Annotated in this window: 15 protein-coding genes; 7 read left to right on the top strand and 8 right to left on the bottom strand. The window is 63.7% G+C overall.

All coding sequences use genetic code 11. The features are described from left to right. Position 1: 1 nt before the first annotated feature. The 3 genes from C3E77_RS02970 (at position 2) to C3E77_RS02960 (ending at position 2,679) form a co-directional block, all read left to right on the top strand. The gene (locus C3E77_RS02970) at positions 2–913 is read left to right on the top strand and encodes a transketolase (protein WP_108390274.1); all 912 of its coding nucleotides are present in this window, start codon (positions 2–4) and stop codon (positions 911–913) included. Continuing rightward, the gene (locus C3E77_RS02965; protein ID WP_108390273.1) at positions 910–1,905 is read left to right on the top strand and encodes a transketolase family protein; all 996 of its coding nucleotides are present in this window, start codon (positions 910–912) and stop codon (positions 1,903–1,905) included. The genes C3E77_RS02970 and C3E77_RS02965 overlap by 4 nt, the downstream gene beginning before the upstream one ends. Positions 1,906–2,022: 117 nt before the next feature. Further along, on the top strand, positions 2,023–2,679 hold the full coding sequence (locus C3E77_RS02960; protein WP_108390272.1) for a GntR family transcriptional regulator: 657 nt from the start codon (positions 2,023–2,025) through the stop codon (positions 2,677–2,679). A 151-nt stretch (positions 2,680–2,830) separates the two neighbouring features. Here C3E77_RS02960 and C3E77_RS02955 read toward each other — a convergent pair whose 3' ends face one another. From C3E77_RS02955 to C3E77_RS02945, 3 genes are read right to left on the bottom strand one after another with little or no spacing between them, the layout of a single operon-like run. Next, a complete protein-coding gene (locus C3E77_RS02955; RefSeq protein WP_108390271.1) occupies positions 2,831–3,850 on the bottom strand; it encodes an NAD-dependent epimerase/dehydratase family protein in 1,020 nt (339 codons plus the stop codon). Next, positions 3,851–4,063, bottom strand: a complete 213-nt coding sequence (locus C3E77_RS02950; protein WP_108390270.1) for a YozE family protein — start codon at positions 4,061–4,063, stop codon at positions 3,851–3,853. A 3-nt stretch (positions 4,064–4,066) separates the two neighbouring features. Continuing rightward, a complete protein-coding gene (locus C3E77_RS02945) occupies positions 4,067–4,273 on the bottom strand; it encodes a hypothetical protein (RefSeq protein WP_108390269.1) in 207 nt (68 codons plus the stop codon). A 228-nt stretch (positions 4,274–4,501) separates the two neighbouring features. Here C3E77_RS02945 and C3E77_RS02940 point away from each other — a divergent pair, with 228 nt between their 5' ends. From C3E77_RS02940 to C3E77_RS02930, 3 genes are all read left to right on the top strand, one after another. Continuing rightward, entirely contained in the window at positions 4,502–5,212 is a 711-nt protein-coding gene (locus C3E77_RS02940) for a GAF and ANTAR domain-containing protein (protein ID WP_234031270.1), read from the top strand. Beyond that, complete coding sequence (locus tag C3E77_RS02935; protein ID WP_108390268.1) at positions 5,205–5,918, top strand: GAF and ANTAR domain-containing protein; 714 nt, start codon at positions 5,205–5,207, stop codon at positions 5,916–5,918. Before C3E77_RS02940 ends, C3E77_RS02935 begins: the two co-directional genes overlap by 8 nt. A gap of 150 nt (positions 5,919–6,068) precedes the next feature. Next, positions 6,069–6,437, top strand: coding sequence for a hypothetical protein (locus C3E77_RS02930; protein WP_108390267.1), 369 nt, complete (start codon positions 6,069–6,071; stop codon positions 6,435–6,437). A gap of 192 nt (positions 6,438–6,629) precedes the next feature. Here C3E77_RS02930 and C3E77_RS02925 read toward each other — a convergent pair whose 3' ends face one another. The 4 genes from C3E77_RS02925 to C3E77_RS02915 all read right to left on the bottom strand — a co-directional run bounded on the left by C3E77_RS02925 (position 6,630) and on the right by C3E77_RS02915 (position 10,042). Beyond that, entirely contained in the window at positions 6,630–7,220 is a 591-nt protein-coding gene (locus C3E77_RS02925) for an acyl-CoA thioesterase (RefSeq protein ID WP_108390266.1), read from the bottom strand. A 113-nt stretch (positions 7,221–7,333) separates the two neighbouring features. Continuing rightward, positions 7,334–7,474, bottom strand: coding sequence for a hypothetical protein (locus C3E77_RS15355; protein WP_162924898.1), 141 nt, complete (start codon positions 7,472–7,474; stop codon positions 7,334–7,336). Between the two features lie 162 nt (positions 7,475–7,636). Beyond that, complete coding sequence (locus C3E77_RS02920) at positions 7,637–8,605, bottom strand: LCP family protein (RefSeq protein ID WP_234031269.1); 969 nt, start codon at positions 8,603–8,605, stop codon at positions 7,637–7,639. Between the two features lie 102 nt (positions 8,606–8,707). After that, positions 8,708–10,042 (bottom strand): UDP-glucose dehydrogenase family protein, encoded by a 1,335-nt coding sequence (locus tag C3E77_RS02915; RefSeq protein ID WP_108390265.1) that lies wholly within the window; start codon positions 10,040–10,042, stop codon positions 8,708–8,710. Between the two features lie 213 nt (positions 10,043–10,255). Here C3E77_RS02915 and C3E77_RS02910 point away from each other — a divergent pair, with 213 nt between their 5' ends. After that, positions 10,256–11,470 carry a glycosyltransferase family 4 protein gene (locus tag C3E77_RS02910; RefSeq protein WP_108390264.1) on the top strand — a complete coding sequence of 405 codons (1,215 nt, stop codon included), beginning with the start codon at positions 10,256–10,258 and terminating at the stop codon, positions 11,468–11,470. A gap of 66 nt (positions 11,471–11,536) precedes the next feature. Here the strand turns inward: C3E77_RS02910 and C3E77_RS02905 are convergent, their stop codons facing one another. Continuing rightward, positions 11,537–12,874 (bottom strand): hypothetical protein, encoded by a 1,338-nt coding sequence (locus C3E77_RS02905; RefSeq protein ID WP_162924897.1) that lies wholly within the window; start codon positions 12,872–12,874, stop codon positions 11,537–11,539. Positions 12,875–12,909 lie beyond the last annotated feature (35 nt).

The raw sequence follows: 12,909 nt of genomic DNA, 5'->3' as shown, positions 1-12,909 counted from the left end.
CATGAGCCAGCTCACACACGAGCGGCCACCGGCCGCCGCCGCCTCACTCGAGGATCGCGTCGAGCGGGTCGGCGCAGCCGCCTACCGGATGCGCCACTACGCACTCAACATGGGAGAGGTGCAGGGCCAGGGCTACGTCGGCCAGGCGCTCGGTTCCGCCGACATCATGGCCGCCGTCTACGCCGACCAGTTGCGGTTCAGGCCGGACGAGCCCGAGTGGGAGGGCAGGGACCGATTCCTGCTCTCGACCGGGCACTACGCCATCGGCCACTACGCGGCGCTGGCCGAGGCGGGCATCGTCCCGGTCGATGAACTCGACACCTACGGGTCCGACGACTCGCGACTGCCGATGTCCGGCATGGCGAGCTACACGCCAGGGATGGAGATCTCGGGCGGCTCGCTCGGCCACGGACTCGGCGTCGCCGTCGGCATGGCGCTCGGCCTGCGCTTCCAGGGCTCGGACGCCCGGGTGTTCAACTTCCTCTCCGACGGCGAGCTGGACGAGGGCTCAACCTGGGAAGCCGCGATGGGCGCGCACCACCACCAGCTCGGCAACCTCACCGCGATGGTCGACATCAACGCGCTCCAGGCCGACGGCAAGACCGACACCGTGCTCAGCACCGAACCGGTCACCGAGAAGTGGGAAGCGTTCGGCTGGTTCACGCAGCGGGTGGACGGCAACGATCCTGAGCAGCTCGTCCGGGCGTTCTCGAACGCGAGCGAGCAGGCATCCGCCACCGGCCGGCCTTCGATGATCCTCTGTGACACGCTCGTCGGCCGCGGTGTGCCGTTGCTCGAGAACCGGGAGAAGGCGCACTTCATGCGCATCGACGAGAGCGAGTGGCAGATCTGCCGCGACCAGCTGACCGCGGGCTTCGAGGCCGCTGCACACGAAGGGACGGCTCGCTCATGAGCACGACAACCTCAACACCGAAGCTCAAGACCTCGGCGATGATCGCCTCGTTCGCCGACCCCGGCCAGAAGACGGCACCGACCCCCTTCGGGCACGCGCTGGTGAAGGCGGCCGAGGAGAACGACAGGATCGTCGGCCTCACCGCCGACCTCGGCAAGTACACCGACATGCACATCTTCGCCCAGGCGTTCCCGGAGCGGTTCTTCCAGATGGGCATGGCCGAGCAGCTGCTGTTCGGTGCGGCCGCCGGGTTCGCTGAGACCGGACTCGTGCCGTTCGCATCCACCTACTCGGTGTTCGCGGCGCGGCGTGCGTATGACTTCCTCTGCCTCGACATCGCCGAGCCCAACCTCAACGTCAACATCGTCGGCGGCCTGCCCGGTCTCACCACCGGGTACGGTCCGAGCCACCAGGCCACCGAGGACATGGCGATCTTCCGCGGCATGCCGAACCTCACCATCGTCGACCCGTGTGACTCGGTCGATATCGAGCAGGCTGTGCCGCAGCTCGCGGCGAGCGACGGCCCCACCTACCTGCGCCTGTTGCGCGGCAAGGTGCCGACCGTGCTCGACGAGTATGACTACTCGTTCGAACTCGGCAAGGCCAAGGAGCTGCGTGGCGGCACCGACGTCGTCTTTATCTCCAGCGGGCTGATGACGATGCGCGCGCTTCAGGCGGCGGATGCTCTCGCCAAACACAAAGTGGACGTCGCGGTCGTGCACACCCCGACGATCAAGCCATTCGACAGCGAGACGGTACTCGGGGCGATCAACACCAACCGCCTCGCCGTGACGCTTGAGAACCACTCGGTCGTCGGCGGGCTGTTCGAGACCGTCGCGAGCGCGACGGTGCGGGCGGGACTCGGCAAGCGGGTGGTGCCGATCGGGCTCCCCGACGAGTTCCTCGCCGCTGGGGCGCTGCCCACACTGCACGACCGTTACGGACTGTCGGTCGACAAAATCGTCGCAACAGTCCTCTCCGAACTCGATTGAATGCGGCCACAGGGGGAAGCACGGCGCTCGAGCGGTTTTACACCGCTCGAGCGCCACGCGCTTTGCTAGCATCAATGTCAACTTCTTAATGTCGACAACTGACCAAAGGAATCACTCATGGTGGCACCGGCATCCCTGCTCGGACTCGAGCGGACGAGCCTCAGGCAGCAGGCTCTCGATGCCCTGCGCCGCGCCATCTCAACCGGCGAGCTTCCCCCGGGAACACACCTCGTCGAAACCGAACTGTCCGAGACGCTGCAGATCAGCCGGGGCACGCTGCGCGAGGCACTGCGCGAACTGCAGCAGGAAGGCCTCGTCTCCGCCGGCGCCAGGGGGCGACTCAGCGTGCGCAGCCTGAGCGACAAGGAGATCCGCGATGTCTTTGCTGTTCGGGCGGTGCTTGAGTCCCTCGCAGCCAGAATCCTCAGCGGCCTGCCCGATCGCTCCGCCGTCATCGCCGAGCTCCGCGACGCCATCGAGGGCATGACGCGGGCAGCCAAAGACGGCCTCGAAGACCGGATCGAGTCCGACCTCAACTTCCACCGCACCCTGTGCCGACTCACCGACAATGAGACCCTGATGCGATCGTGGCAGGCGCTCGAGGGCACCGTCCGTATGTCCATCATGTTCGCTGGGGCCGACCGCGCCATTTCCAACATGCAGGTCGACCGGCACAGCGAGATCGTCGACGCCATCGAAACCGGCGACGCAGCCACGGCCCGCACGACAATCATCGCGCACATGGACGAGGCCGCCGCCAACCTCGTCGGTTAGCAGCGGCCCCAGTCACCGGGTGCGCGGGTGCGCGGGTGCGCGCCGAGCGCTGCAGATTCTTGCCCAGCGCTGCAGAAGCATCTGCAGCGCAACGCTGGAAGTGCAGCGCTCGAGCAGACGGTAGGACGGCACCCCCGCTGAGCGCGGGTACCTACACCCCGCGCAGCTGCGGCGACGCCTCCACCCGCGAGTGTTCGGCGACGCCCTCGAGAATCTCAGCGAGCGCATCCGTCGACGACACCATCGGCTGCCAGCCCAGCTCCCGCCGTGCCCGCTCCGTCGACATCACCGGCACGAGAGCGCCGAGGTCGATCCAGCCCGGGTCGGAGTTCTGCAGCCGCAGCTTCCACGTCACCGAGGCAACGGCCCGGGCGACACGAAGCCGGATCCGCACCCATTTGGCGTCGAGAACGGATGCAACGACCTCGCCGTTGATCACCGGCTCGGCGGCCAGGTTGAAGGCACCGGCTGCCCGGCGGTCGATGGCACGCCAGAACGCGTCGGCGACGTCGCTCGAGTGCACGATCTGCGCGACGAATTGCGGCGGCAGCGGCACGAACGGCACCGGCACGAACTTGAGCCAGCCGAGCGGGACCACCTTGCCGACAAAGAGGCCGGCGATCTCGGTGGCAGCGTCACGGCTGAACACGAATCCCGGCCGCAGCCGGGTGACGACGATGGCCGGGTTCTCTTCCTCGAACCGGTCGAGCGCGCGCTCGTTGATCGCCTTGTGGCGCGAGTAGTGCGACGACGGCACTCCCCCGGTTGGCCAGCTCTCGTCCACGCGACGCGTCTTGGGGCCAGGGCTGTACGCCGCGACAGACGACGGGTACGCGACCTGCCCGACCCGTGCTGCGGCGGCGGCCGCGAGCACGTTCTTCGTGCCGGTCACGTTCGTGCGCCAGAGCAGCTCTTCATCGTGATTCGGCTGGAGCGCCCAGGCCAGGTGGATTACGGCATCCGCACCGGCAAAGATCCCGGCGAGCTGTGCAGCCGCCGTGGACTCACCGATGTCGAGCTGGTGCCAGTAGACCCCGCTGTAGGGGGCGACGGATGCCGTCGGCGAGCGCCGCGCGACACCGACGATTTCGGTGACGGACGGTTCTTCACGCAGACGGGTCAGAACGGCGCTGCCGATGTTGCCCGTAGCCCCTACAACGACGACGCGCATCTACCCGGGGAGCCCTTCGAACTCGTCCCAGGCGCGTTCGAACGCCTGACGTGTTTCGGCCACCGTGTTGTCGGCGCTGAAATAGCCGTCGAAGATGGCCTTGTCACCGTGCTTGGGAAAGAGTCCGTCGTTCTGCACGCTGCGGGCAAGCTCGCCGACCACGTCATCGCGGTCGCTCTGCTTGGCGAGCCAGCCGGAGAAGGTGTAGGTCATGGCTCAGCTCTCGATCCGCTTGTCACCGGTCTGGATGCCGGCCGCAGCATCTGCGCCTGCGTCAGGGTCTGCATCCGTGTCGTCGGAGTGGTGTTCCGGGTCCTCCTCGGGCTCAAAGCTCGACGGTTCGCCGGTGTATCCGGCTGCGAGGCCGGTCTTGTGGTCGGGGATTGTCGAGTCAGGCCCCAGGTCACCAGTGTTGTCAGACATGGTTGTCTCCTCTCGGTTGGTGCCCCAACCCTACGGTGCGCCACTGCCTCTCGAAAGGGCCTTGACGGCGAAGCCGGATGGTCGGCACACGTTGAGACGGGCGGATGCCGCCGCGCTCGGGGCACGCACTACTCAATCGACCGCCCGACAGGTAACGTAGGTCGACTATGAGAATTCGATCAGACATTCGCGAGACGCGATGCGGACAGCGCAACGGCGGTGTCCGTCATGACTGACGTGTTCACCCTGGCGATGGAATCCCTCACCCGCGATGAGGGTCACAACGCCGACCTTACGCGGCCGTTTGTCGACACCCTGCCCGTCGAGGGCGCGGCGGTCTCGACGCTCGGGCCGCTGTTCGGTACCGAGACCATTTCGGCCACCAATGAACGCGCCGCGAGGCTTGACGAACTGCAGTTCGATCTCGGCGAAGGCCCGTGCTGGGATGCGCTCTCGACGGCTCGTCCCGTGCTCGAGCCCGATGTACGCAACAAACCGGTACGCACCTGGCCCGCGTTCTCTGAGGCGCTCCGGCAGGAAGAGATCGGGGCGATTTTCGCCTTCCCGATGCTCGTCGGGTCGCTGCGGCTCGGAGCGATCGACCTCTACTGCACCACTCCGTGCGCACTCAGCGCCGCCGATGCGCAGCGCTCGGTTGCGCTTGCCGCCGTGGTGAGCCGCCTCGTCCTCCGCCAGGCCCTCGACAAGTTCGACCGGCCAGACACACACGAGCCGCACAACCCGTTCTTTCGGCGCACCCTCCACCAGGCCACGGGGATGGTGCTCGCCCAACTCAATCTCTCACCCGATGACGCCCGACTGGTTATCCAGGCTCACGCCTTCGCCGCGGGACGACCGGTCCAGGAGGTTGCCCAAGACATCCTCGCCCGCAAGCTGGACCTTTCCACATCAACTCAGCCGGGGAGATCTCATGACTAAGACACTACGTGAGGGCGAGTTCGTCGAAGCTTTTGCGACCCTCGCAGACACACTCGTCAGCGACTATGACGCCATCGGGCTGATGCAAACGCTCGTGGAGAGCTGCCAGACCTTCTTCGATGTCACGGCCGCCGGCATCCTGCTCGGGGATTCTCCGGAGAACCTTGAACTCGTCGCATCGACGAGTGAAGCGACGAGCATCGTGGAGCTGATGCAGCTCTCGGCCAATGCCGGCCCCTGCATCGAAGCGTTCACGACGGGCTCGGTCGTGACCCTCACCAACATCAGCGAGGGACCGGAGAAGTGGCGGCGGTTCATCGACAGTGCTGCCGAACAGGGCTTCAGGGGCGTCGTCGCCCTGCCGATGCGCCTCCGGGAGAACCGCATCGGCGCACTCAACCTGCTCCGTAAGGAAGAGGGCACCCTCGACGAGCGCGATGTGCGCGCCGCGCAGGCGCTGGCGGATGTCGCGACCATCGGCATCCTCCACGAACGGATGCTGAGCGAGAGCGATGCGGTCAGGTCACAGTTGCAGTCGGCGCTGAACTCCCGTGTGCTGATCGAGCAGGCAAAGGGCGTGCTGGCGTTCCTCAACAACTCGTCAACCGACGAGGCTTTCCTCAACCTGAGGGCCTACGCACGCAACAACGGGATGCTTCTCTCCACGGTTGCACAGCAGGTTGTGGACCGCACTCTCGTCATCTGACCCGCCCGCGGAATTCCGTTTGCCGCAGGCCCTTCCCTAATACCGGCTTGGCGCGTAGCCTGAGCCGAAGCGCACCCGATGCGTTGATTGTCCCCCGGACCCCGGGATGATGCCCACACCGCTGGGCTGATCACTGGGAGGACATCGACCATGAAGAAAATTCACTACGCGGGTGCGACCTTCGTTACAGGTGATGTCATCGCCCGCGCGCTCATCGCTTACGCTCATGCCCTCGTCGAGACGAACATGTCCGACGTGGTCGAGCTACCGATCTCCCGCCGCGACGGCTCGGCCGGACGCGTCGAACTCTTGCTGGTGCCCAGCGCCGGGATGCTGTTTGAGAGCGAACCCACCCTGGTGAGAGATGTCGTGAGCGAAGCGGTGGTCGGCGACCTTCGTCGCCGCGTCGCCATGCTCGCTTCACACACGGCTGTCGTGTCGCGCCCCCCGGTGACGACCTGGGAGGTTCGCGCCGCGAGCGAATCGCCACTGTACTCGGACGTTCATACGTTCGCATAAGCGGCGCGCTCGGATACCGACGGGGGCCCTACTCACAGGGGCTCGGCGTCCGAGCCGCCAGTGCTGGCGCGGGGGTGCCAGCACAAAGGGTCGCCGCGCTCGCCCGCTGTCCGGGCGAGTACGGCGACCCTCACTCCATCTACGGATGCCAGTAGCGCGCCCAGCGCTGGTGGCGCCGGGTGCGCTGTTGAGTCAGTGCCGGTGCACGGGCCGGTCGTTGGAGTCCCAGACGCTGGGCGCCGGGCTCTTCACGGATGGCAGAGCCACATCGGAGGCCCAGGAGTGAATCCAGCCCTCGATTTCGGAGTCGTCCCGGGGATCTCCGGCAAGCTGTCGGATCTCCTCAACCGAGACATGGCCGCCGGCACGCTTGAGGAAGCGGCCCTTCATGTGGAGGCGAGCATAGATTTCGCCCTCATAAACGAAGCGCTGTTCCACGTAGACAGCGCGGTCATCGAAGCCCATGAACCGTGTCTCAACGTCGAACTTCTTCCACGGCAGGAGTGACTTCCGGTAGCTGATGGTGAGGCTCTGCACCACCGGGTACCAGCCCAGCCGTTGCATTTCAGCCCACAGTCCGCTGCGGATGAGCATGTCAAAGCGACCCAGGTCAGCGATCGAGAGGTAACGCCCATTGTTGAGGTGGCCGAGGTAGTCGATGTCCGTCGGGAGCACCCGATATGAGGTGGAAAACACGTCGTAGGGGTGGAGACCGTCGGAGTCACGCCGGTGTGCGCGCTTCGACATCCAGAAGTGCAAGATGGTGCGCCAGAGAAGATTCACCCAGCAAGACTAAACAGATCGGGATGGGTTCGCGGTAACGCCTGTGGATCCTCCACAAAAGGAGCGGCCCCCGGGCGCCTCAGCGCTGGGAGCCGCCATGGCTACGACGAGCCCTACTCGATGACGTCGGCGTCGCGGGAGTCGATCTCGCGGTCGTCGACCTCAGGCTCTTCGCCCACGTAGTCGACGTCGGTCGGGTTCATGACCGTCGGCTCGGGGGTGGGGTCGAAGCTCATCGGTTCGGTGTTCGACATGGTGTTTCCTTTCGAAGGCGGCAGCGGCATCGCTCCCTGGTGGCCTCCACCCTACGCATCAGATTTGGTGCAAGGGCAGGGGTTGCGCCTCACCCCGGCCGTGCGCCACCATTCCGCCGGCGCGTTCCCTTCGACAGCCCTTTCCAAACAGCTGTCCGGGTGTTACCCCGTCGTCTCGAAGGTCGGCTGATAGGTATGCAGCGTATCCGTCCGGAACGCCTCCTGAACGATCGGCATCCGGGCGGGATCGAGGTTGACGATCGACTGTCCGTCCGAGGAGGTTCCCGTGCCAGCCGTCGGGGCCGTAAAGAACGTCAGGTCGGCCGACCGCAAGTCCCGCAGCTCAAGACCCAGACCCGCGACATAAATCGGCGTGAATCCGTCATCGACCGTCAGGTACGGCGCGATCGCGGAGACCAATCCCGAGATTTTCCCCGGGTCGAGGAGCGTATCGGCGCTCAGGATCTGGTTGAGCACTCCCTTGAGGTAGGCCTGCTGATTGCGGGCACGCTGGAAGTCACCATCGAAGAACGAGTAGCGCTCGCGCACAAATGCCAGCGCCTGCTCCCCGTCGAGGTGCTGGACGCCCTGGGTGAACGTGTGCTTTCCCGTCGTGAATGAATCGGACACCTCGACATCCACGCCCCCGAGAGCATCCGTGACGCCTTTGAAACCTTCGAAGTCGATGATCGCCACCCGATCGATACGAGCGGAGATCAAGGTCTCGACGGTCTGCACCACCAACGGAACTCCGCCTAAGGCGAGGGCCGCATTGATCTTGTTCTCGCCGTGGCCCGGGATTTCAACCCAGCTGTCGCGCATGATCGACATGATGTAGATGTGATCACGGTTGGCTGGGATATGCGCGATCATCATGGTGTCCGAGCGCTCGCCGGCCGCATCGTCCAGGCTGTCGACCTTGCCACGAGTATCGGACCCGAGAAGGAGAATGTTCTGCGCGCTCGCGGCTGCTCCAGTGGCGGCCGGGGGGCGCGCGGCCTCCTCGGGGAACACGTCTTCAATCGTTTTCGATTTCGATGTGAACGACGTCGAGACCGTCGCCGCGAATACAACGCCGGCCGTCACGACCAGAACCAGCAAGATAGCGAGACTAATCAGGGTATTGCGCACCCAGTGGCTCTTCGTAGTCGCGGGGGCGTCAGTCATTCGCCCAGCCTAGGGCAGGTTGCAGTGAAGACCACGGAATACGCGGCCAACTCCACTCCCCACAAGCTAGGGACGCCCGAGACCGATGTAAGTCCAGCCTGCCGCACGCCATTTCTTCGAATCGAGACAGTTCCGACCATCCACGATCACAGCGGAGTTGACCAGCGAGGCGACCTCGACCGGGTCAAGCTGTTTGTATTCGTTCCACTCGGTCACAAGAACGACAGCGTCGGCGTCCGCCAGGGCTTCGCCAGTGGTGCCGAATGAGAGCTGCGGATGACGGAGGCGTGAGTTGGCGATCGCTTCTGGGTCGGTGGCAAGAACCTGCGCCCCGAGCCCATGCAGCCGAACCGCAACGTCGAGAGCCGGTGAGTCGCGGGTGTCGTCGCTATTGGGCTTGAACGCGAGCCCGAGCACTGCCACTTTCTTCTTGTACGCACTGCCACCGAGCGCGTCCACCACAAGCTCGACCACTCGATCCCGACGCCGAAGGTTGATCGCGTCGACTTCTTTCAGGAACGCAACCGACTCGCCACGGCCCAGCTCTTCCGCCCTGGCCGCGAATGCACGGATGTCCTTGGGAAGGCATCCGCCCCCAAAGCCGGCGCCCGCGTTCAAGAACTTGCGACCAATACGAACATCGTGGCCGATGGCATCGGCGAGCTCGGTGACATCTGCGCCCGTCACCTCAGCGATCTCCGCCATAGCGTTGATGAAGGAGATCTTTGTGGCCAGGAAGGCGTTGGCCGCGGCCTTCACGAGTTCCGCGGTGGCGTAATCGGTGACCACGAGTGGAGTGCCATTCGCAATAGCCTGTGCGTAAACCTCGTTGAGCAGCTTGACCGCAGGGCGGTGATCCATGTCCTTCGTGTGATGCGACGGGACCTCGCTGTCGCGCCGCACGCCGTATACGAGGCGATCGGGGGCGATCGTGTCCTTGACCGCATATCCTTCACGCAGAAATTCCGGATTCCAGGCGAGTTCGGCGCCAGCTGCTTCAACATCAACCGCTAGGCGTTCTGCAGTACCGACTGGAACTGTTGATTTTCCGACGACGAGATCGCCCTCGTTCAGGTAAGGAAGAAGCGCATCGACGGCAGCGTCCACGTACGTGAGGTCAGCGCCCGTACCGTTCTTTTGCTGCGGCGTTCCCACCGCAACGAAATGGACCCGGGAATCCCGGGCATCCGCGATATCGGTACTGAATTTCAGGAGCCCGCTCGCGACTCCCTCGCGGAGCAGTTCCGGGAGATCTGGTTCGAAGAACGGCGCTCGGCCAGCGGACAAAGCCTCGACCTTGGCAGCGTCCACGTCGATACCTATGACTTCGTGTCCGAGCGACGCCATCGACGCCGCATGCACTGCACCAAGGTACCCACACCCGATAACTGAAATTTTCATGATGCATTAACCCTATCTACGCAGCGCGTGCGGCATGAAGAATCAACGGTGATGCGTTCGCGTTTCAGGCGCGCGGCTGGTCCGCCCGGATATTGCGGTACACGCCGGCGCTGCACCAACCACGCGCCCGCCGCCCGATAGAGTACGTTCGGGCGCTCGTCAACCGGACGCTGACGCGCCGGGCCGGGACTGGCCTCCGAAATTGGAGTCTGTGTGAAGATCCTCATGGTTACGGGCACGTATTCCTTAGACGGCTCGCGACCGTGGCTTCTGGACGATTTGTGTCGGGTGCTCGCAGAGCGAGGTCATTCGGTCGATGTCATCGTGCACGATGCCAAGAATGGGCATCCGAGAGGCGAAGTGCCGGACCAAGCACAGGGAGTCACCGCTTGGAGCGTTGGCTCGACGAAAACCCGGCGCGGCGCTTTGCAAAAACTGCTTGGGTACCTGCAAGCGGGAATAGGGCTACACACCCTCGGTTATAAAATTGCCAAGACTTCGACGTACGATTTGTGCGTCTTCACTTCAATCGCCTGCTTCAGCTGGGGCTTTCCTGGCCGTGTTCGGAAGTCGGGCGTCGCCAAACGCCTCGCTCTCATCCTCTGGGACTTCTTCCCAATCCACCAGCTCGAAATCGGTCGAATCCGACCCCGTGCGCTCGGGCCCGTGCTGAAGGCCATCGAACGAATGGCGATCTCTCCGGCCGATCATGTCGCCCTTATGACAAGTGCGAACGAGGCATTTTTCCGAAGCTATCATCCTAGGATCCGCGCGCGAACGCTGATCATTCCGCCGTGGTCGTCCTCGGGAGAACTCCCATCCGCTGGCTTCTCTAAGTTAGAGCGATTCACCGTCATCTTTGGCGGACAACTGGCGAGGGGTCGGGGCGTTGAGACGCTTTTGGATGCAGCGCTCCTCCTCCAGAACGCACACGCTCCAGTTGACATTGTCATCGCCGGCGACGGGGCTGAGCGAAACCGTCTGGAGGAGCACGCACAGAACAATGGCATCTCAAACGTTACGTTCGCGGGTCACCTCGAGCGCGACGCTTACCGAGCGCTGCTGAAGACGGTGCATGTCGGCGTTGCCATCACCGTGCCCGGAGTGAGCCCGCCCACTTTTCCGTCAAAGATTGTCGAGTACTGTGGCGTCGCACTGCCTGTCATCGTATGCGTGGAGCCATCTTCAGACGCGGGCCTAATAGTAGAAACTGCAGGCGCGGGTGTGAGCACCCCGGCGGGCGATCCTGAAGCGCTGGCTGACGCGATCCGTGTGCTGCTTGGCGTGCACAGCGAGGGAGCCCTGGACGGCTGGTCCAGCGCAGCGCGGCGCCTCTATGAGGAGCAGTTTTCGACAGTGAGCGCTGCCCGCAGCCTCGAGGATCTAGTGCACGAAGCTACACCAATCTCCGCACCGAAATCTCAATGAGGCACTGCTACAGGGATAACGCCGACCGTGTTGGTCGCGGCTGAGCGACCTCCCCCAGAAATCGCGCTAGCCGATGGGCCTCGGATTACCCAGCACTCCCGGGCTGACAACCTGGGGCATTGGCATCTTTGAGCTATTGCGTTCTGTGATCGCACGCCCGATAAACAAGACCACAAGCGCGATGTAACCAAGGTAAGTGGGCCCACTGATCGCTATCTGCAAGTTCTGTGGCATGAACATGAGTGCGAGCCATGTGTAGCAGAGGACTGCGGTGGACAACCAATCTCCGCGACGTATCGCAGTTCGCCAAGCCCAGCCCAGCAGGGACGCTTGCAAGAGAATCACAAGCGGCAGCAAGACCCAGGGAACATCGTTCGCGAGGCTGGTGAATCCGGTGCTCCAATACCACGAGTCGGACCACCCGAGACTATAGAGCTGCGTAGTCACAACTGGCGCTGGGCGGAAGCCGAAGAGGTTGGAAAGGATGTTCTGCACCGCGCCCGAGTGGCTGAACCCACCGCCAAACACCCAGACGGCATCGAGCGCTCTTCCCAACCCTTCAAAACCTTGCGTGGCGTAGGAAGTGACGTTCACCCACATCGCGTCGAAAAGCGAGGGATTCGAATGGGGAACCGTGCAGGATTGTGCACCGGGGGCGCATATTGGGTCGACCGGGTTCCGCGCCAGTTTCCGGGCACCGAATCCTGTCATTAACGCTATAGCGGCAAATCCTAGGAAGACCACCTCGCGTCCTCGCAGCCTTAACCGCCTTCGCGCTCGCGATACTACCCAGGCACCAGCTATCGCGATCAGAGAGAACCCTATTTGTTGGTCGCGTCCGACCAACAAGCTGGTCACGACTGGTGCCGCTATCCCGAGAATGAGAAGGATTCCATGCTCTCTTCTCTCAAACCATGCCAGAGCAAGATACGGCAAGACCACCAACGTGAATGGTGCGAGTACTGTCTGCAGGAGCACCACCCCTGTCCTGGCCTCCAAACCTTCGGTAATACGTTGAGAGGCCTGCGCGAAGGCCCCGCCTTGATCCTGAATTGCGGCCCCTATCTCCAACACGCTGTAACCGGAGTAGGCAGAGGACATCGGGACGACGAGAAGCAGCGACGCGCCGAGTCCTATCATCACCATCCGAGGCAGCGGGCGGCGGGCTCCAACAGAAACTCGTGAAAAAGGCTGACGATACGTCGACAGCCAGTAGCCGGCCACCGCCGCAATCAGGGACGCACCGGTGAGCGCGCCAACCTCGGGTGCATTGATCCGTGTGTAGTCGATTGGCCAAGCAACAATGTACGACCCGAAACACACCGACCACCAAGTCGCGACAAGTGCGAGCGGCAAGAACCTAATGGCTGACGCGGAAAGTTCTTTTGGCGCAACCTTACTCATGTGTTTCTCCCGACGACATTCGATAGACATCCAAA

The sequence above is a fragment of the Mycetocola zhujimingii genome (assembly GCF_003065425.1).
Lineage (GTDB): Bacteria > Actinomycetota > Actinomycetes > Actinomycetales > Microbacteriaceae > Mycetocola_A > Mycetocola_A zhujimingii.
Note: the sequence above shows the minus strand (reverse complement) of the source record. Positions and strands in the feature narration are given on the sequence as shown.

Bases quoted from the DNA above. Each gene is read 5' to 3' on its own strand.
- C3E77_RS02970 (WP_108390274.1), top strand. From the start codon at position 2: ATGAGCCAGCTCACACACGAGCGGCCACCGGCCGCCGCCGCCTCACTC.
- C3E77_RS02965 (WP_108390273.1), top strand. From the start codon at position 910: ATGAGCACGACAACCTCAACACCGAAGCTCAAGACCTCGGCGATGATC.
- C3E77_RS02960 (WP_108390272.1), top strand. From the start codon at position 2,023: ATGGTGGCACCGGCATCCCTGCTCGGACTCGAGCGGACGAGCCTCAGG.
- C3E77_RS02955 (WP_108390271.1), bottom strand. From the start codon at position 3,850: ATGCGCGTCGTCGTTGTAGGGGCTACGGGCAACATCGGCAGCGCCGTT.
- C3E77_RS02950 (WP_108390270.1), bottom strand. From the start codon at position 4,063: ATGACCTACACCTTCTCCGGCTGGCTCGCCAAGCAGAGCGACCGCGAT.
- C3E77_RS02945 (WP_108390269.1), bottom strand. From the start codon at position 4,273: ATGTCTGACAACACTGGTGACCTGGGGCCTGACTCGACAATCCCCGAC.
- C3E77_RS02940 (WP_234031270.1), top strand. From the start codon at position 4,502: ATGACTGACGTGTTCACCCTGGCGATGGAATCCCTCACCCGCGATGAG.
- C3E77_RS02935 (WP_108390268.1), top strand. From the start codon at position 5,205: ATGACTAAGACACTACGTGAGGGCGAGTTCGTCGAAGCTTTTGCGACC.
- C3E77_RS02930 (WP_108390267.1), top strand. From the start codon at position 6,069: ATGAAGAAAATTCACTACGCGGGTGCGACCTTCGTTACAGGTGATGTC.
- C3E77_RS15355 (WP_162924898.1), bottom strand. From the start codon at position 7,474: ATGTCGAACACCGAACCGATGAGCTTCGACCCCACCCCCGAGCCGACG.
- C3E77_RS02915 (WP_108390265.1), bottom strand. From the start codon at position 10,042: ATGAAAATTTCAGTTATCGGGTGTGGGTACCTTGGTGCAGTGCATGCG.
- C3E77_RS02905 (WP_162924897.1), bottom strand. From the start codon at position 12,874: ATGAGTAAGGTTGCGCCAAAAGAACTTTCCGCGTCAGCCATTAGGTTC.